The sequence below is a fragment of the Bradyrhizobium sp. MI1.11 genome, from assembly GCF_055811255.1.
Genome location: NZ_JBVVPM010000007.1, coordinates 185,185 through 202,928 on the forward strand (window position 1 = coordinate 185,185; position 17,744 = coordinate 202,928).

Annotated in this window: 17 protein-coding genes and 1 pseudogene; 4 read left to right on the forward strand and 14 right to left on the reverse strand. The window is 61.5% G+C overall.

Annotated features, from left to right (window positions below):
• Positions 1–2: 2 nt before the first annotated feature.
• From ppa to AC0L30_RS10120, 13 genes and pseudogenes are all read right to left on the reverse strand, one after another.
• Entirely contained in the window at positions 3–530 is a 528-nt protein-coding gene (gene ppa, locus AC0L30_RS10060; RefSeq protein WP_473404218.1) for an inorganic diphosphatase, read from the reverse strand.
• A pseudogene (locus AC0L30_RS10065) lies at positions 527–1,429 on the reverse strand (AMP-binding enzyme); the annotation flags it as partial. The gene ppa and the pseudogene AC0L30_RS10065, both read right to left, overlap by 4 nt.
• 143 nt (positions 1,430–1,572) lie before the next feature.
• On the reverse strand, positions 1,573–1,941 hold the full coding sequence (locus AC0L30_RS10070; RefSeq protein WP_007597440.1) for a phasin family protein: 369 nt from the start codon (positions 1,939–1,941) through the stop codon (positions 1,573–1,575).
• Positions 1,942–2,013: 72 nt separating this feature from the next.
• The gene (locus AC0L30_RS10075) at positions 2,014–3,672 is read right to left on the reverse strand and encodes an acetolactate synthase large subunit (protein ID WP_354199956.1); all 1,659 of its coding nucleotides are present in this window, start codon (positions 3,670–3,672) and stop codon (positions 2,014–2,016) included.
• Positions 3,673–3,746: 74 nt separating this feature from the next.
• Entirely contained in the window at positions 3,747–5,069 is a 1,323-nt protein-coding gene (locus AC0L30_RS10080; protein ID WP_007597444.1) for an MFS family transporter, read from the reverse strand.
• 3 nt (positions 5,070–5,072) lie between these two features.
• Complete coding sequence (locus tag AC0L30_RS10085; RefSeq protein WP_007597446.1) at positions 5,073–6,110, reverse strand: isocitrate/isopropylmalate dehydrogenase family protein; 1,038 nt, start codon at positions 6,108–6,110, stop codon at positions 5,073–5,075.
• Between the two features lie 58 nt (positions 6,111–6,168).
• The gene (locus AC0L30_RS10090; RefSeq protein WP_007597448.1) at positions 6,169–7,488 is read right to left on the reverse strand and encodes an MFS transporter; all 1,320 of its coding nucleotides are present in this window, start codon (positions 7,486–7,488) and stop codon (positions 6,169–6,171) included.
• 24 nt (positions 7,489–7,512) lie between these two features.
• A complete protein-coding gene (locus tag AC0L30_RS10095) occupies positions 7,513–7,773 on the reverse strand; it encodes a hypothetical protein (protein WP_007597450.1) in 261 nt (86 codons plus the stop codon).
• A gap of 54 nt (positions 7,774–7,827) precedes the next feature.
• Complete coding sequence (locus AC0L30_RS10100) at positions 7,828–8,625, reverse strand: substrate-binding domain-containing protein (protein ID WP_354126857.1); 798 nt, start codon at positions 8,623–8,625, stop codon at positions 7,828–7,830.
• Positions 8,626–8,702: 77 nt separating this feature from the next.
• Positions 8,703–10,010: an MFS transporter gene (gene tcuC / locus AC0L30_RS10105; protein ID WP_354200368.1), complete on the reverse strand. Its 1,308-nt coding sequence runs from the start codon at positions 10,008–10,010 to the stop codon at positions 8,703–8,705.
• A gap of 278 nt (positions 10,011–10,288) precedes the next feature.
• Positions 10,289–11,365 carry an ABC transporter substrate-binding protein gene (locus tag AC0L30_RS10110; protein WP_007597457.1) on the reverse strand — a complete coding sequence of 359 codons (1,077 nt, stop codon included), beginning with the start codon at positions 11,363–11,365 and terminating at the stop codon, positions 10,289–10,291.
• Between the two features lie 87 nt (positions 11,366–11,452).
• Positions 11,453–12,874 (reverse strand): sensor histidine kinase, encoded by a 1,422-nt coding sequence (locus tag AC0L30_RS10115; RefSeq protein WP_007597459.1) that lies wholly within the window; start codon positions 12,872–12,874, stop codon positions 11,453–11,455.
• Positions 12,874–13,536, reverse strand: a complete 663-nt coding sequence (locus AC0L30_RS10120; RefSeq protein ID WP_007597464.1) for a response regulator transcription factor — start codon at positions 13,534–13,536, stop codon at positions 12,874–12,876. Before AC0L30_RS10120 ends, AC0L30_RS10115 begins: the two co-directional genes overlap by 1 nt.
• 203 nt (positions 13,537–13,739) lie before the next feature.
• Between AC0L30_RS10120 and AC0L30_RS10125 the strand changes: the two genes are divergently transcribed.
• From AC0L30_RS10125 to AC0L30_RS10140, 4 genes are all read left to right on the forward strand, one after another.
• A complete protein-coding gene (locus AC0L30_RS10125; protein ID WP_219680573.1) occupies positions 13,740–14,042 on the forward strand; it encodes a hypothetical protein in 303 nt (100 codons plus the stop codon).
• Positions 14,043–14,194: 152 nt separating this feature from the next.
• Positions 14,195–14,428, forward strand: a complete 234-nt coding sequence (locus AC0L30_RS10130) for a hypothetical protein (RefSeq protein ID WP_007597466.1) — start codon at positions 14,195–14,197, stop codon at positions 14,426–14,428.
• A 253-nt stretch (positions 14,429–14,681) separates the two neighbouring features.
• The gene (locus tag AC0L30_RS10135) at positions 14,682–15,365 is read left to right on the forward strand and encodes a response regulator (protein WP_219680579.1); all 684 of its coding nucleotides are present in this window, start codon (positions 14,682–14,684) and stop codon (positions 15,363–15,365) included.
• Positions 15,362–17,299: an ATP-binding protein gene (locus AC0L30_RS10140; protein ID WP_473404219.1), complete on the forward strand. Its 1,938-nt coding sequence runs from the start codon at positions 15,362–15,364 to the stop codon at positions 17,297–17,299. The genes AC0L30_RS10135 and AC0L30_RS10140 overlap by 4 nt, the downstream gene beginning before the upstream one ends.
• A gap of 115 nt (positions 17,300–17,414) precedes the next feature.
• On the opposite strand, the gene AC0L30_RS10145 is transcribed toward AC0L30_RS10140, so the two are convergent.
• Positions 17,415–17,696 carry a hypothetical protein gene (locus AC0L30_RS10145; RefSeq protein WP_007597469.1) on the reverse strand — a complete coding sequence of 94 codons (282 nt, stop codon included), beginning with the start codon at positions 17,694–17,696 and terminating at the stop codon, positions 17,415–17,417.
• Positions 17,697–17,744: the final 48 nt, after the last annotated feature.

Here is a 17,744-nt window from a genome sequence, read left to right on the forward strand (position 1 = left end):
TTTTAGCTCTTTGCCCGGGCGATTGCCTCGACGATCAGTCGGCGCGCTTCAGCACTGTCACCCCAGCCGACCACCTTGACCCACTTTCCCGGCTCCAGATCCTTGTAGTGCTCAAAGAAGTGCTGGATCTGCTCGATCGCGATCTGCGGCATGTCGGCGATCCCGTTGACGTGGGCGTAGCGCATTGTCAGTTTTGGCATCGGCACGGCGATGATCTTCTCGTCGCCGCCGCCCTCGTCGTCCATCTTGAGTACGCCGATCGGCCCGACATTGATCACGGCACCAGGAGCGATCGGCCGCGAGTTGGCCACGAGCACGTCGATCGGATCCCCATCATCCGAAAGCGTGTGCGGCACGAAGCCATAATTTCCGGGATAGCGCATTGGCGTATACAGGAAGCGATCGACGAACAGCGCGCCCGCAGCCTTGTTCATTTCGTATTTGATCGGTTCACCGCCGATTGGGACCTCGATGATGACATTGACGTCTTCAGGAGGATTGTCGCCGATCGAGATCGCCTCGATATTCATTTCGGCCCCGTCTTTTGGCTATGGCAGTTCTTGATGAGATCATCGACCACGGCGGGATCGGCTAGGGTCGAGGTGTCGCCGAGCGCGCCAACTTCGTTCTCGGCGATCTTGCGCAAAATCCGACGCATGATCTTTCCAGAGCGGGTCTTGGGCAGGCCCGGCGCAAACTGAATGACATCGGGTGCGGCGATTGGTCCGATCTCCTTGCGGACCCAGGCCACCAGCTCCTTGCGCAATTCCCCGGATGGCTCCGCATCGGACATCAAGGTGACGTAAGCGTAGATGCCCTGCCCCTTGATGTCGTGCGGAAAGCCGACGACAGCGGCTTCGGAAACCTTCTGATGTGCCACCAGCGCGCTTTCGACTTCGGCGGTCCCCATGCGGTGGCCGGAGACGTTGATCACGTCGTCGACGCGGCCGGTGATCCAGTAGTAGCCGTCGGCGTCGCGCCGGCAGCCATCGTCTGTGAAATACTTGCCCGGATAGGTCGCAAAATAGGTTTGCATGAAGCGCTCGTGATCGCCGTAGACCGTGCGCATCTGGCCCGGCCAGGAATCGGCAATGACGAGATTGCCTTCGCACGCGCCGGTCAGCACGGCGCCATTTGCGTCTACAACTTCCGGCATCACCCCGAAGAACGGCAGGGTTGCCGAACCTGGCTTCAAAGCGGTCGCGCCGGAAAGCGGCGAGATCAGGATGCCAGCGGTCTTGGTCTGCCACCAGGTATCGACGATCGGACAACGTCCATCGCCGACGACGCGGTGATACCAATCCCAGGCCTCCGGATTGATCGGTTCGCCGACCGAGCCGAGCAACCGCAGCGATGCACGGCTGGTCTGTTTAACCGGCCCTTCGCCCGCACCCATCAACGAACGGATGGCGGTCGGCGCGGTATCCGACTTGTCTACGCGCACTTTGCAGCCCTTCCCGACGCATCATGATGCGATTGTCTTGAGCGAATGATGCACCGTCCGCACTCCGACCGCGTGCAGGCACCATCCTGTTATCAAGCGATACGATCGTCGCTTTGAGGCGAGCGGTCCTACTTATTCAGGTCAACGGTCGACGGCGGGCTCATCGCACTTGCAAGCTCGCGAAACTGCGCGTTCATTTTGTCCATCTGCTCCTTGAGATGGCTTTGGTAAACCGCACTCATTTCCTGCGGGTCCTTGGCATGCAACAGCCGTTGCGCAAGCTCGAAACCCGAAGCCACATTTTCCTCGGCGAACGCAACGGCCCTTTCGTTCATCTCCTTCGCAGCCGAATAGGTTGAGCGAACGCTGGAATCGGCCTTCTCTCTCAATTTCTGGGATTCGGTTATGTATTTCGACACAGCCTCTTTCGCCTTATCGAGCGTGGTCTGCGCCATTTCCCGCATCTTCTCGGCCTGCTCGTTGATCTGCTCACTCATTGCACTCTCCATTGCCGGCGTTTGCGATCACGCCAATTTCAGCTCAGCCAATCAATGACCCTTGCCGACGGCTCACACCGTCGGCTCAACGACCTGTTTCAGCTTCTCGCGAAGTTCATCCACCAGCACGCGCGTATTTTCGCTGTAGTCGATCGGCACCACGACGAGGTGCACACCGCCACCCTTGAACGCGTTCTCGAGTGTCGGAATCAGTGAATCCGTGCTTTCGACCCGCGAGCCTTTCGCGCCGTAGCTCTCGGCATATTTGACGAAGTCCGGATTGCCGAACGTGAGGCCAAAGTCCGGGAAACTATCGACCGCCTGCTTCCAGCGGATCATGCCATAAGCCGAATCTTCCAGGATCAGCACGACGAGATTCAATTTAAGGCGAACCGCGGTTTCCATCTCCTGCGAATTCATCATGAAGCCGCCATCGCCGCAGACCGCGAGCACGCGACGTTCCGGATGCAACATCGCCGCCATCATGGCGGATGGCAGCCCGGCGCCCATTGTCGCCAGCGCGTTATCCAGCAGCAGCGTGTTCGCCACATAGGTGCGATAGTTGCGGGCGAACCAGATCTTGTACATCCCGTTATCCAGCGCGACGACGCCGTCTTCGGGAATAACCTTTCGCACATCGTGCACGATTCGTTGCGGCGTCGGCGGCCAGCGCTCCTCGGTGGCGCGATCGCCGATCCGGGCCAAAATACTTTCGCGAAGGCTTAACAGCGCGCCGGCATGATGCAGTCGCCCCTCGAGACGGTCCGCCAGCAACTCCAGGCTCGGCCCGACATCGCCGACCACCTCGCACTGCGGAAAGTAGACCCGCTCCACGTTGGCTGGCGTGTAGCTGACGTGGATGACTTGAGGACCTTTCGGGCCCATGATGAATGGCGGCTTCTCGATGGTGTCGTGACCGATGGCAATAATCAGGTCGGCCCGGTCGACCGCCTCGTGCACGTAATCGCGCTCGCTGAGCGCCGCCGTTCCCATGTAGAGATTGCTGCCGCCGGGCACCGTTCCTTTGCCCATTTGTGTGGTGAAGAACGGAATTTTCGTGCGGCGGACGAAGCCGCCGATGCCAGCCGTGCTGCGCGGCCGGGACGCGGCAGCGCCGAGCATGATCAAGGGCCGCTTGGCCTTGAGGATCATGTCGGCGGCGCGGTCCAGCGAGGCGCGATGGGCGACCGGGATCTCGATCGGATGCGGCGCCACCATCGCGACGTCTTCGGCTTCCTCGCCCGCGATGTCCTCGGGCAGTTCCAGAAGAACCGGACCCGGACGCTCTTCCATGGCGATCCGGAAGGCATCGCGAACGATTGTCGGAATGCCGCTTGTGCTGACGATCTGGAGCGACAGCTTGGTCAACGGCTTGAATGCGCTAACGACGTCGACGATCTGGAATTTGGCCTGCCGGCTGCTCATGATGCCCTTCTGACCCGTGAGCATGATCATGGGCATGGCGCCGAGCAACGCGTAGGCGGCGCCAGTCGTCAGGTTCAATGCGCCCGGGCCTAGCGTGGTGATGCACACGCCGGGCTTGCCGGTCAGCCGTCCATAAGTCGCGGCCATGAAGGCCGCGCCCTGCTCGTGGCGCGTCAGGATCAGCTTGATCGACGAGTTGCGCAAGCTTTCCACGACATCGAGATTCTCTTCACCGGGAACGCCGAAAATTCGGTCGACGCCCTCGTTCTCGAGTGCGGCAACCAATAGATCTGACCCCTTCGGCATTAGCGCGTCTCCTTTTTCAATTCACTTCTCAGCAGACACCGTCCCACGCATGGACGAAGCCCGTGGTGTTCGATTCAGATCCGGCCATCGCCTTCGAGATAGCCTCGCGTCCTCGTATCTGGCATCCAGAGCGAGGCAATGAAGGCGACGAAAGCCATCGCCGCGACGTACCAGAAGAATACCGTTTCGTATCCGGACGATTTCAGTGACAACGCAACATATTCGGCGGTTCCGCCGAACATCGCATTTGCAATGGCGTAAGGAAGCCCGACCCCAAGCGCGCGCACCTCGGGCGGAAACAGCTCGGCCTTCACGACGCCGCTGATCGAGGTGTAGAAACATGCAATCATGAGGCCGACCATGATCAGGCCGAAAACGGCATAGACGTTGGTCGTGCCGGACAACATCATCAACAGCGGCACCGCGGCGAGCGTCGCGCATCCGCTGAACAGAAGCATGTTGTTGCGGCGACCAATCCGGTCCGAGAGCGCCCCGAACACCGGTTGCAGCAGCATGAAAGCGATCAGCGCCACGGTCATGATCGAGCTGACCACCTTGGCATCGAGCTTCACGCTGTTGACAAGGAACTTCTGCATGTAGGTCGTGAACGTATAGAAGAAGAGCGACCCGCCGATGGTAAATGCGAGAACGATCAGGAGCGCGCGCTTGTGACGCAAGAGACCGGAGAGAGAACCAGCCTCCTTGCGATGCATGGTCTCGGCCGACGCCGTCTCCTGCAACGAGCGGCGGAGATACAACGCCACAACCGCTGCGACGGCTCCGAACAGGAACGGAACTCGCCAGCCCCATTCCTTCAGCTCGTCGAGGGACAATGTCTGTTGCAGAACCACCACCACGAGGAGCGCGAGAAGTTGCCCGCCGATGAGCGTGACATACTGGAAGGACGAATAGAACCCGCGGTTGCCCTTGCCGGCAATCTCGCTCATATAAGTTGCCGCCGTTCCATACTCGCCGCCGACCGACAGGCCCTGCGCCATGCGCGCAAACAGCAGCAAAGCCGGCGCTGCGGCGCCGATTGTTTGGTACGTGGGTAGCATCCCGATCATCAGCGATCCGGCGCACATCAGGAGCACCGACAGCACCATCGAATTCTTGCGGCCATGCGCGTCGGCGATCCAACCGAACAGCCAGCCACCGAGCGGCCGCATGAAGAACCCTACGGCGAAAATGCCGGCCGTCGCCAGCAACTGGCTGGTCTGGTCGCCCGACGGGAAGAACGCGGCGGCGAAATAGATCGAGGTAAATGCGTAAGCATAAAAGTCGTACCACTCGACAAGATTTCCCGATGAGGCTGCCACGATCGCTTTGATACGCGAGAGCTTTTGCGCCGTGCTATCAGCGGGGATTGCCGCGTGCGATGCAACAATAGCGGTCATTGCTTACCCTCCCAATCGACGGATGATGCTTTGCGTGAAGTCGCCAGTGGACGCCTTGCCGCCCAGATCGGGCGTGCGAACGCCGTCCTTGCGCAGGACCTGATCAATTGCCGCTCTAAGACGGTTTGCAAGATCAGGCTGATCAATGTGCTCCAGCATCAGCCCGACCGCCAGCAGTAAAGCCAGCGGATTGGCGATTCCCTTGCCGGCGATATCCGGCGCCGAGCCGTGCACGGCCTCGAAGATCGCCGCATCCGGTCCAATGTTGGCACCGGGAGCCATCCCGAGACCGCCGACCAGGCCGGCGAGCTGATCGGACAGGATGTCGCCGAACAAATTGGTGGTGACGATGACGTCGAACTGCCAGGGATTCATGACGAGCTGCATCGCCGTGGCATCGACGATGCGATCGTCCATTTTGACCCTGCCCTCGTACTTCTTTGCAACCTCGTGCCCGACCTCGAGAAAGATGCCGGTCAGCGCCTTCAGCACGTTGGCCTTGTGCACGACGGTCACCTTCTTGCGACCGTTCTTGAGCGCGTAGTCGAATGCGAATTCGATGATCTTGCGCGATCCTTCGCGGGTGTTGACCCCGGTCGAAATGGCGACCGCGTGCGGATCGTCCCCGATCGGGATGTAGTGTTCGAAAGCGACATAGAGGCCGCCGAGGTTCTCTCGCACCAGCACGATATCGATGTCGTCGAATCGTCCTCCGGGAACCATGCTTCGAACCGGCCGCAAATTGGCGTAAAGGCCGAATTCTTCGCGCAGACGAACATTGATCGAGCGGAATCCTCCCCCCACCGGCGTCGTCAGCGGGCCCTTCAGGGCGAGCCGCGTGCGTCGGATGCTGTCCAGCGTCGCCTGCGGCAGCGGATCACGGCTTGCCTCGATCGCGGCCAGGCCCCCCTGCTGGATGTCCCATTCGAATGGAGAGCCGAGCGCTTCGAGAATGTCTACGGCCGATTTCACGATCTCGGGGCCGATACCATCGCCTGGAATGAGCGTGGCGGGCCGCTTCGTTTTGGATTGAGCAGACATTTTTATATCCTGGTGGAGAGCCGCGGGGATTTGTGGATGTCAGACATGTTGCCTGCGCTCAATGTACGGGGCTTGCGGCGGAAGTGGCGGGGAGCATTTCCTGCTTGTTGATCCAAAGCACCGCGACGATTCCCGCGATTTGAAGCAGAGCCAGCGGAATCAAGGCCATGGGGAAGCTACCCGTCGCCTCCTTGATGACACCGAGCAGCCACACCGCGCCCGAAGTACCGATGTGCGACAGGGTATTAATGCCGGCAATTCCGGCCGCAGCCGTAGCCGGAGAAAGTGTCCCCGTCGCCAAGGCCCAGAATGGTCCCTTGATCGAATAATTGCCGATCAAGACTACGCTCAGAATAGCGAGCGTCACGGGTAATGAACTCGTGAGCATGGTCGCAAGCAGCGCGGTTGCGCATAACGCAAGCGGTATTGCGGTGTTTTGAGCATGGGCGTTCGACCTGTCCGAATATCTTCCCCAAAAGATCATCGCGACGGAGGCAATGCCAAACGGGATGGCATTCAGGAATCCGGTCTCCATGTCGGACATCCCGAACGATTTCACGATCTGAGGCTGCCACAGCGACAACGCGTTGCTCGTGGCCGAGCTCCCCGCATAGATCAAACCGAGGATGAGCACATATTTGTTAGTCAGGATTTGCCACAGCGACATGTGGCCGCCCTGCTTCGCCATCGATCGCTCGGACTGCAGGCGCGCGTCGAGCCAATTGCGCGCCTCCGGCTCGAGCCACTTTGCATCAGCGGGTTTGTTCGGAAGCCCGAAGAACGAGACCAGGCCGAGCAGGACGGCTGGGATGGCTTCAACGATGAAAAGCCACTGCCAACCACGCAGACCCAGCAAGCCATCCATCGCCAGCAAGGCGCCGGATATCGGCGATCCCAGAAAGCTCGATAGCGGTATGGCCACCATGAAAACCGCAACGATCCGTGCGCGATAAGCCGCCGGAAACCAGAAGGTCAGATACAGGATCACACCAGGAAAGAACCCGGCCTCCGCTGCACCCAACAAAAACCGGCTCAGATAAAAAGTAACCGGCCCTACCGCAAAAGCGGAGAGAATACCGACCATCCCCCATGTGATCATAATGCGCGCGATCCAGATCCGCGCGCCAACTTTCTGCATCGCCAGATTACTGGGGACCTCGAAAATAATGTAGGCGATATAGAACAGCGCCCCGCCCGCCCCGAAAGCAGCCTGCGTCAGGCCCAGATCCTTGTTCATTTGCAGGGCCGCAAACCCGGCATTGACGCGGTCGACGTACGAAATGAAATAGCAAACCATGAAAAACGGAAGCAGGCGCCATGTAATGCGGCGCATGGTTTCCGCTTCGATCCTCGGTAGCGGCGCGGAATTCATTGGCATGGCGTCCTCGTTTCGGGTTGACGGTCAGGCAGCCAGTTGGCGCAGGACGTATTGAAGAATTCCGCCGTTGCGGAAATATTCGAGCTCGTCGAGCGTATCGATGCGGCAGGTCAAGGGAATGATGGCCTTATTCGCACCATCGGACTCGCGGATCTCGATCGCGAGCTTCTGGAGATGCTGGGAAGGCCATTCTTTTTCCGCTGCGGCAAGCGAATAGTAGGCGCAGGTCTTTGCACCGACGACAAGTGTCTGGCGTGCGCCGAAGCTGTTGAGATACTGCTTCATGATCAAGTCCCCCCTTCGCTGCAATCGTGCGCGTCCCGCAGATCTGAAGCCGGTCTATTTCTCCGATGCGGCAAGGGGATCGAGACCCGCTTTTTTCAGAGTCGGAGCGGCTGCAGCTGAAGCGAGGAAGGCAATGAGAGCCCGTCCGGCTTCTGGCTGATCGGCGCTGGAGGTTATGCCTGCAGAAAAGATCGTAATTTTCTGGACGTCTGACGGGAGCGGCCCGACAAGGTCGGCTCCAGCGATCGGCAGGAGTTCGCTGATCTGTTGAAAGCCGAGTTCGGCGTCACCGCGTGCAACAACACTGGCGACCGGCTCGGCCGGAATCATCTTGGCTTTGTCCTTCATCTCGGCCGCAATCCCGAGACGCTTGAACAGCTCGTTGCCGACATAGACGCCGCTGGCGCTATCGGAGTATGCAACCGACTTCGCGTTCAACAGTGCCTGTTTCAATGCGTCGGACGTACTGATATCAGGCTTTGGCGTCCCGGCGCGTACCGCGATCCCGATCGGCGAGCGCACCAGGTCGACGCGGCTGGTTCTGACCGCCCTGCCCTGCTTGATCATCTCGCCCAGCGCGTCGCCGACCATGATGAGCACGTCCGCTGCCTCCCCACGTGCCAGTCGCACTGGGATAGCGTTCTCCGTCGTACCCATCGAAGGGCCATAGGCCGTGACGACCGTGTTTCCCGTCGCGCGTTCAAATTGCGGTACGAGCTCCTTGTAAGGCGTCGCCAAGCCTCCCGAGATCATGACCCTGACCTCGGACGCCCCGGCGATTCCCGCCGCGGCCGTCAAAACAATCAGCAAGCTCAGCGCAACTAGCCTGCGCACGACGATCGTCACGCTCATCGGCAATTTCCTTCGATGCTATTATTCGGGGACTGTGCTTGCTCGTTGACGGTCGAAATCATCGAGCACTTTGGTGGTCACGTCCCTATCGCCGTCTCAACCGAACTAGCGCCGGATAGCGCGCGTCGTTCCTGCGGCCTGTAAACGAGGTACGTCCCGGCCAGACCACAGAGCGCTGCCGCGCTCATCCAATATCCCGGCGATGCATTGTCACCAGTGGCAGCGATCAGCCAGGTGCAGATCGCTGCCGTAAACCCTCCGAACGTCGTTGCCAGACTATATGCGAGGGAGAATCCCGACGTTCGTACGCCTACCGGCATGACTTCGGTCAATGCGACGATCATCGCGCCGTTGTAGCTGGCGTAGATGAACGACAACCAAAGCAGGACCGTCAGCATCTTCGGGAACGTCGGGCCTGCGGCCAACCAGGAAAGCGCGGGATATGCAGTCAGAAATGCCAAAGTCGAAAAGGCGATGAGGATCGGCCGACGACCAATCCGATCGGACAACGAGCCCATGATGGGAAGCCAGATGAAATTCGATATTCCCACGCAAATCGTCACGATCAGGCCGTCGGCCGCGGTGAGTTTGAGGACCGATTTGCCGAATGTCGGCGTGTAGACGGTAATGAGGTAGAACGACACCGTGGTCATGATCACCATCATCATCCCGGCAAGAACAACGCTCCAGTTTGCGAGGATGGAGCGATAGATCTCGCGGGGTGTCGGATGATGCTTCCGCGCCAGGAATTCATCGGTTTCCTGCAGCGAGCGTCGAATGAAGAACACGAAAGGAACGATCAGGCAGCCGATGAAGAACGGAATGCGCCAGCCCCAATCGTTAAGTTGTGCAGGTGCAAGCCATGCATTCAGAGCAAACCCCAGCGAGGCCGAGACGATGATCGCGACCTGTTGACTAGCCGATTGCCAGCTGGCGTAAAAACCCTTCTTTCCCGGTGTGGCCATTTCCGAGAGATAGACGGAAACACCACCAAGCTCGACGCCAGCCGAGAAGCCCTGCAGCAGGCGCCCAATCAAGACGAGGATCGGGGCCAAGATGCCAATGGTTGCGTAACTTGGCACGAACGCGATGAGCACCGTTCCGGCAGCCATGATGGATAATGTAACGATCAGGCCTTGGCGCCGCCCGATCCGATCCACGTAGGCGCCGAGGATGATGGCGCCGAGTGGACGCATCAGAAAGCCTGCGCCAAACGCGACAAACGTCAGCAGCAGTGACGCGTATTCATTTTCAAGCGGGAAGAATGCCTTGGCGATGTACGATGCGTAGACGCCCGACAGAAAGAAATCGAACATCTCAAGAAAGTTGCCACTGGTGACGCGGAGCACCATGCCAAGCTTCGACTGTCCGGTGGTAGCCGTCATGCCGTCCTCCCCTTTTATCGTTTGTGATTCTTTGTCTTGTTCACCTGTCAGGCAGGTGTTGCAAACTTGATCGCGGCCGGATTGACCGATACGCGAGGCGCTATCGTTCAAGCTAGGCTGCCTCACCGTATATCAGCTGCCTGTCATCAACCTGTCGCTGATGCACCCTGCAGGAAATTTGGTCGAAGCCGGAGGTGAAGACGGCGCGCTTGGCGAGCCGGCAGATATGGGGATTTCTCTCGGATGTTATTCCGTTTGAAATCCAAATCCCTGGATCTCTATCGATCCTGCAATGCGCGGCGCCACTCTTTGAGAAAGCTCGCTCGTTTCGACTGATCGAGATAGGTGAGCAATTCTGCACCAATATGGATCGGCTTGACCGCGCCGCTGCGATCCGCAGGTATCACGCCTTGTGCGCCGAGACCGAGGCGCACAGGACCAACCGACCGGGCCAGGAGAAATTTCTGGCCGCGCTCCGAAAGCAAGTAATCAAGAAACAGTTTCGCGGATTCCGGGTGCGGCGCAGTGACAGGTATGAAGGCTATTCGCGACATCAAGGTGATGTAGTCGGCAGGAAACACGATTCCGATAGAGGCATCTTCCTTGGCCCGTTCGATCGCGTAAGACCCTATCATATTGTAGGCGATCAGATGTTCGCCGGATGAAATTCGATCAAGCACCGTTCCGGTGGTCGAGTAAAGCTTGATACCGGCGCCGCCAAAGGCACGGACCAAATCCCACGTTGTCCTGGTGATTCCGGCATCGCGCGTGATGAACAGGAAACCGGTCCCACTCTGCTCCGGGTCATAGGTTGCGATCTTGCCCCGATAGGTATCGGGCTTCCGGCTCAGAAGGCTCTTCAGATCCGCGCGGGTTCGAGGAACATCGCCCTCCGCGACGAGGTTCTTGTTATAAACAATGACAATCGGCTCCGCCGTGATGGCATAGGCTTCGTCTTTCCAGATTGCCCAATCCGGGATATGCGCAATTTCCTTCGAGACATAGGGTTGGGCATAGCCGTCATTGACGAGCTTGATCTGCAGATCCATCGCGGAGCTCCAGACAATATCTCCGGGTGCTGCGCTGGAGGTCGAGGGATCCACGACTTGATTGTAGATTTCGTTCGAGTTGATCTTTGTATGGACGATCTCGATGTCCGGATGACCTGCCCGGAAATCGGCAAGCAAGTCGGCGACGTCCGCGTCTTGGGTCGTCGATACGATGTTGAGTTGCTCTCGAGTTGCGGCGGGAACTGATGCTTGCCCCTTGAGAGGGCCGAGCTGCGCCTGCTCCGACATGGCAGGCCACGCCAGCAAGATTCCAACGCACAAGGCCAAGGCTTTGGCAGCCCCCATCGTGACGTGTCCTCGTCCATGAGCCGCTTTGCGGACTTTAGTTTGTTCAGGACTGCAGCCACTTCTACAGCGGCGCACAATCAGGCCTCAACTTGAGCTTTCACCATCACGCTTGGCAAGAGGAAAGCTCACGGAAACCCGCAGGCCCCGGCCTTCCGGGCCAGGTGCAAGCACGATTTGAGCCCCGAGACGGTCCGACAACGCTTTCACGATGGCCAGTCCAAGGCCGCTACCCTCAGGGCCGTTCGCCGTCGGAATCCGATAAAAGCGTTCGAAGACACGGGCCAGATGGGCCTCCGGAATTCCCGGACCGGTATCCTCGACTTCAATCCGCGCGGTCGTGGCGTCAACAACCGCGCGAACCAGGACCAACCCGCCGGGTCGGTTGTAGCGGATGGCATTGTCGATCAGGTTTGCCAGCAATTCGCCAATCAGGACGGTATTGCCGGCGATGACCGCGGGACCGTCAAATCGATCGAACTGGACGTCGATGTCGCGCGCGAACGCCTGTGGGGCACGCTCCGACAGGACATTGAAGGCGACCTCGTTCAGGTCAACGTTCTCCGCGGCCGGTTGCGCAATGTTCTGCTCGTCGACCCGAGCCAGTGTCACGAGCTGCTCGAGCAGCCGTTCAAGGCGGTTGATGGCGTTATCGACCTCGTCGAGGGCAGATTGGCCCGCCGGCGTCTCCGACCCCAGGCGTCGCACCAGATCGAGATGCGTTCGCAATATCGCCAACGGCGTTCGCATCTGATGCGAGGCATCGGCGGTGAATCGGCGCACCAGTCCAATGGCCAGATCCAGCCGCTGTAGCAGGGAATTTACCGCGAGCGCCGGTGCTAAAGCTTCCTGCGGCACCCGGGAAAGGTCAAGCGGACTGAGATTTGGACCGCCCTGGATGCCGCGCGCGTCGATTTCTTGTTTGAGTTCGCCAAGCGGCCTCAGGCCTCGATCGACCGCGTACCAGCCGAGGCAAGCGATGAGGCTAATCAAGCCGGCCTCGAGCATCGCCAGTCCGATCAGCATTTCACGTTCGACGACGCGGCGCGCCTGCACCGTTTCGGCCACTGCGACGAGGACCAGCCCTGGCCTGCCGTAGACCTGCCGCGCCTGCGCGCCGATACGAACCGTTTTGCCGCGATACGCGCCATCGCGATGTCCGGTTTCGCCAGCTTTCAATCGATCGAACCCTGCGAGCGGAAGATCCTTGTAACCGGTGATCAATTCGCCAAGATAAGTCACGCTGTAATAGATGCTATCGTGCGACTGGCTCTCCAGCATGCCGAGCGCAACCTGCGGCAAGTCGACGGTCAGTTCGCCATCTTCCACGCCGACACGTTCGGCGATGGCGAGAATCGACCCATCGAGCAACCGGTCATGGACTGTCTGGACAACCCGCTGAATCAGCAACATACCGCCGATTCCAAGCACCATCGCCAATACAATGGCGGGCGCCACCAGATTGGTGAGGAGTGTTCGCCTCAACGACGGCCGCCAGGTGGCGATCACTATACCTCCAGCAGATACCCTAGCCCGCGGACGGTGCGGATCCGCGGCCCGTCGGGACCGAGTTTCTGGCGAACGCGACCAACATAGAGTTCCGCCGCGTTCGGCGCTACCGCCTCGTCGAAGCCAAACACCTCCGCGATCAGGCGCTCCTTGGAGACGACTTTGCCGGCGCGGGTCATCAGCACCTCCAGCACCGCGAACTCGCGCCGTCGCAATTCAAGCGGCCGGCCGCTCAATGTAATCGTGCCCGCGGCGCGGTCGAACGCGAGCGGGCCACAGATCAAGGTTGGATTGGGAAGCCCCTGTCCCCTTCTCACGAGCGCACGAACGCGGGCATCAAATTCGGCGATATCAAATGGCTTGGAGAGATAATCGTCGGCGCCAAGATCGAGGCCGCTGACCTTATCGCCGGTCGCGTAACGGGCAGTCAGAATCATGACCGGAACGGTCGACCCGGCTTGCCGTATCTTGTGCAGGACGCCGAAACCCGACACATTCGGCAGGTTGATGTCCAGGATGATGAGGCTGTAGGGTTCCAGCAAGGCGGTCTGCGCCGCCGAAGCCCCGTCAGACTCGATATCGACGGCGAACCCGGACAGCTTGAGCCGCTCGGCAAGGCCCCGCGCCATGGCGGCATCGTCCTCGACGATCAGAATCCTCACTGAACAAACCCTTGCGTTCGCACCACCCGTGCGAGGGAGACGTTACGGTGAGGCTAGAAGGACAGTATCGAAAGATCAAATCGGAGCTTCCTCGCGGAGGCTAGCGGACTGGGTCAACGCGTCCAGTCCCTCCCCCTCCCTAGCAATCGTCACATCCCGCCTGTATAAACCGGTAGCTTCTTCCGCAACTCGAAGGAGCACATATGAACGACCTGCACACTTGGCTTTCGCAACAGCACCACGGCCTGCGGACGTTCCGGATCTTTCAGCAAAAGCTCGAGACGCTCGGCCGCGACGACCCCGAACAGCGCGGCCTGTGCCGTCTGTTGAGCGGCCTCGTCGGCAGCTATGTCGACACGTTCGATGAGGCTCCGCTGCCCGTCGAGGTCGCTGACGGCGCCTATCATCGCCTGCTGACGCTGGTCGCAAGCCTCGACCTCGAGGGCGACACCAGCCGGCGGCTCGCGGACATCAACCGGGTTGCGACCTGCGAACTCTGGCACTGACGAGAGCGGCCGGCCGTACGGCTCGCATCCTTGGGACACTATGCCAGAAGAGGGCTGCGTGCTTCCCGGCATGCCCTCCCTCGGCGGTTCGACTTCGCCGGGCCAGTCCCTATATCGTGTGGCAACACGTAACGATACGGCGAGCAGCTTTGATGGCCAGGAGACGCGCGACCGAAACGGAAGCCGACGATCTCCCCCGCTATTTCGTCTGGGTGCGCGGCCTCGAGGGCCCCGAACCGCAGAAATGGATGACGATGAATTTCGGCGTCGGTGACTGGAAACGGCCGCTCGTGCTCGCCTATCTGGAGCTGCCGGAGGGCGAGCGACACTTGCCGTTGTCGGCGCTGGCCCGGCGATATCCGCCGCCGCGGGGGGAGGCTTCGTAGAGGGGCCATCCTGGGCGGACGCGAGGATCTCACCAGCCCCTCAACCCAGGGCGAGCAACGCCGCACGGCGCGGGTCAGGGTGCAGCATCTGCCCGCGCCGTCGACGCCATCGGCCGCAGCAAAGCGGTAGGCGGCGTCCGCGACGGCGCGGAAGAGTGACAATGCGCCCCCATGATTATGGGTGTCGCGGCGTCCGTGCGGCGGCTAAACTTGGCCCTGCGCCGCGGGGGACACGCGGTGCAGGGCGATGATCATGACCGAACAGGGCGAGACGGGTGAGGCCATCACCATCCTCCTCGTCGAGGACGACGCGCCGACCTGCTGGCGGCTCCACGACGCGCTGGTCAAGGCCGGCTACGAGGTGCGCAGCGCCGGCACGCTCGCAGAGGCCCGCGCCGGGCTCGGCGAGCGGGCGCCGCGCGTGCTGCTCACCGATCTGCGGCTACCCGACGGCCACGGCGTCGAGCTGATCCGCGAGACAAGGCAACGCTTTCCCGACACCGAGATCATGGTGATCTCGGCGCTCGGCGACGAAGAGAGTGTGATCTCCGCGATCACGGTCGGCGCCACCGGCTATCTCCTGAAGGATGCGTTCCCCACTGATATCGCCACCACCGTGCGCGATCTGGTCGCCGGCCATTCGCCGATCTCGGCCTCGATCGCCCGCTTCATCGTGCGCAGAACGCAAGGTTCCGCGCAGAATGCGGCCGAGCCTCCGCCTGGTCCCGCGCTCAACACCGCAAGGCTCACCCCGCGCGAGATCGACATCCTCTGGGGCATCGCCAAAGGTTTCAGCTACGCCGAGATCGCGAGCCATCTCGGCCTGTCCCGGCAGACCGTGCCCGGCCACATCAAGAACATCTATCGCAAGCTAGAAGTGCACACCCGCAGCGAAGCGGTGTTCGAAGCGGTGCAGCAGGGCCTGATCAAGCTGTGAGCGAGATCGCGGCCAAGGCACCGGTCAAACCCGCGCGGCGCCGGCTGCTGGTCTCGCGCCTCGTACCCTATCTGCTGCTCCAGGCGCTCATAGTTGTCGCGACCGTCCTCGGGCTGCGGCTGCTCCAGCCCAGCGACCCCGACGACTTTGCCCTGAGCGAATTCTCGCTGCGCGAGGACGGCGTGGCACGTCCGGTGACGCTGCCGCATTTCACGTCGTCACGCTATTCCCTGGCCGACCCGCCGCTCTACACCGGCACCTTCACGTTCCGCCGCGGCGACGTGGCGTCGGGATGGTCGGTATTCCTGCCGCGCTTCAGCAACGCGGTGGAAGTCGCAATCAACGGCGTCGTCATCCTGGATTCCCGACGCGATGCCAACGCCAACCGGCCCGACCGCAACACTCCCCAGATCGCGTCAATCCCGTCCTCGCTGCTGCGCGAGGGCGCGAACGAGATCACGGTGCGGCTGTTGGTTTGGGGACCGCTCAAGGGCTTTCTCGATACCGTCTATGTCGGGCCGGATGCGGCCTTGCGGCCGGCCTACGAGACACGCACGCTGATGTTCGTCACGTTGCCCGTGGTGTTCTCCGCCTGGCAGTCGATCCTCGCCGTCATCCTGGCGATCATGTGGCTGATGCGCCGCCGCGAGCCGGTTTACGGCGTTCTCGCCGTGGCGATGGTACTCGGCGTGGTGCAGGCCTTCGCGCCGCCACCGGCGCCCCCCGTCAACACGTCCCGGCTCGCCGCGGTGTTGCTCGCGTCCGCGCCGATCGAGAGCGCCCTGGTCGTCGTCTTCGGCGTGCTGTTCTTCGGCTGGCGCTGGCCGCGTTACGGCATGCTGCTGTTCGCACCGGGGCTCGTCGTGTTCGGTGTCGGACTGATCGCCGGCCCGCCGCTGCCGCGCATTCTGTTTCTCCTGCTTGGCATTCCAACCGTCGGTCTCTGCCTGCTCCTGATGGCCTGCGTCACCGCTGCCGCGGTGGTGCGGCGGCAGGACGCGGCAAGCTTCACGCTCGGCTGCGCGGTGACCATCGTGCTGATCTGCTGGGTCCACGACATGCTGTCGGTGTTCGAGATCGTGACCAACGAGCGCATCTTCCTCTCGCGCCTGTCCTATTCGGCGATGCTGGTCGCGATCGGCGCCGGCTTGACCTGGCGGTTCGCGCGCGCGCTGAACCAGGTCGACAGCTTTGCCGACCAGCTCGTGACGCGCGTACGCGAGGCTGAGGAGCGGCTGAAGGCGAGCTTTGCCCGCGAGGAGGAGCGTGCACGGGCCGCCGCGCTCGCCAATGAGCGCACGCGGCTGATGCGCGACCTGCATGACGGCCTCGGCGGCCAGCTCATCAGCATCGTGGCACTGTCCGAGCGCGGGCACGAGGGCGCGACCATCACCGACGCCGCCCGTGCGGCGCTGAAGGACCTCCGCCTCGTCATCGATTCCATGGACGACATCGGCGGCGACCTGATGCTCGCACTCGGCTCCTGGCGCGAGCGCGCGACCGCGCAATTGCGACCGCACGACATCGCACTCGACTGGCACGTGGCCACGCCGCAGGGGCTACCGCTGCATCCCGAGCTCAGGCCATGGCATGTCATCCAGATCGTGCGCATCCTCGACGAGGCCGTGACCAATGCGGTCAAGCACGCAGAGGCCCGCCGCATCGCGGTCACCATCGAGACGGTCGACGAAGGTCAGGGACCGTACGGTGTGATCAAGGTCGCGGATGACGGCAAGGGCTTTGCGAACGGTTCTGCGCCGGTCGGCAGCGGCGGAGCCACCGACGCGAGCCAGACCGCGCGGGGCCTTCGCAACATGAGGAGCCGTGCCGCGCGCTGCGGGGCGATGCTCGATCTGAGCTCGGATTCCTCAGGCACGCGCGTGCGGCTGCAATTGCCGCAGGTTTTCCCCGACAGCGATGCCGCCGTCGGCTGAAAAGCCCCTCTCCGAACGTGTGGGACGCGCGGAGAGAGGGACGGGCCGGATGATTTGCCTGCGGAGGACGGGGGGGTCGTCCGCAATGCTCCTTCGCCCGAACTCTTTGTCTTTCTCAGCGCACGCCGACGCGATTGACCGGACCACCGCGATTCATCGGCGTGCCCGCGCGCACGCCGACACCGGGCGCACCGACCCCGGGTGTCGCGACCGCGACCGCGGCGGCCGGCGCAACAACCACTGCCGCTGTCGGCCGCACCACGCAGCCCTTGGGTATGCCGACCGTCTTGCAATAGACCACCGCCTGCGCCGGGCTCGTGCCCAACGAAACCATCGCCGCACCTGCCAGCGCCAAAATCGTCAGCCCGGCGCTCAGCGCTCCCGCTCTTTTCGACATCTTGCTCTCCTGCTTCCCGTTCGGCGGCCCGATGCAATCACCGGGTCT

Excerpts from the sequence above, each read along its gene's own strand:
- ppa (WP_473404218.1), bottom strand. The coding sequence starts at position 530 with ATGAATATCGAGGCGATCTCGATCGGCGACAATCCTCCTGAAGACGTC.
- AC0L30_RS10070 (WP_007597440.1), bottom strand. The coding sequence starts at position 1,941 with ATGAGTGAGCAGATCAACGAGCAGGCCGAGAAGATGCGGGAAATGGCG.
- AC0L30_RS10075 (WP_354199956.1), bottom strand. The coding sequence starts at position 3,672 with ATGCCGAAGGGGTCAGATCTATTGGTTGCCGCACTCGAGAACGAGGGC.
- AC0L30_RS10080 (WP_007597444.1), bottom strand. The coding sequence starts at position 5,069 with ATGACCGCTATTGTTGCATCGCACGCGGCAATCCCCGCTGATAGCACG.
- AC0L30_RS10085 (WP_007597446.1), bottom strand. The coding sequence starts at position 6,110 with ATGTCTGCTCAATCCAAAACGAAGCGGCCCGCCACGCTCATTCCAGGC.
- AC0L30_RS10090 (WP_007597448.1), bottom strand. The coding sequence starts at position 7,488 with ATGCCAATGAATTCCGCGCCGCTACCGAGGATCGAAGCGGAAACCATG.
- AC0L30_RS10095 (WP_007597450.1), bottom strand. The coding sequence starts at position 7,773 with ATGAAGCAGTATCTCAACAGCTTCGGCGCACGCCAGACACTTGTCGTC.
- AC0L30_RS10100 (WP_354126857.1), bottom strand. The coding sequence starts at position 8,625 with ATGAGCGTGACGATCGTCGTGCGCAGGCTAGTTGCGCTGAGCTTGCTG.
- tcuC (WP_354200368.1), bottom strand. The coding sequence starts at position 10,010 with ATGACGGCTACCACCGGACAGTCGAAGCTTGGCATGGTGCTCCGCGTC.
- AC0L30_RS10110 (WP_007597457.1), bottom strand. The coding sequence starts at position 11,365 with ATGGGGGCTGCCAAAGCCTTGGCCTTGTGCGTTGGAATCTTGCTGGCG.
- AC0L30_RS10125 (WP_219680573.1), top strand. The coding sequence starts at position 13,740 with ATGAACGACCTGCACACTTGGCTTTCGCAACAGCACCACGGCCTGCGG.
- AC0L30_RS10130 (WP_007597466.1), top strand. The coding sequence starts at position 14,195 with ATGGCCAGGAGACGCGCGACCGAAACGGAAGCCGACGATCTCCCCCGC.
- AC0L30_RS10135 (WP_219680579.1), top strand. The coding sequence starts at position 14,682 with ATGACCGAACAGGGCGAGACGGGTGAGGCCATCACCATCCTCCTCGTC.
- AC0L30_RS10145 (WP_007597469.1), bottom strand. The coding sequence starts at position 17,696 with ATGTCGAAAAGAGCGGGAGCGCTGAGCGCCGGGCTGACGATTTTGGCG.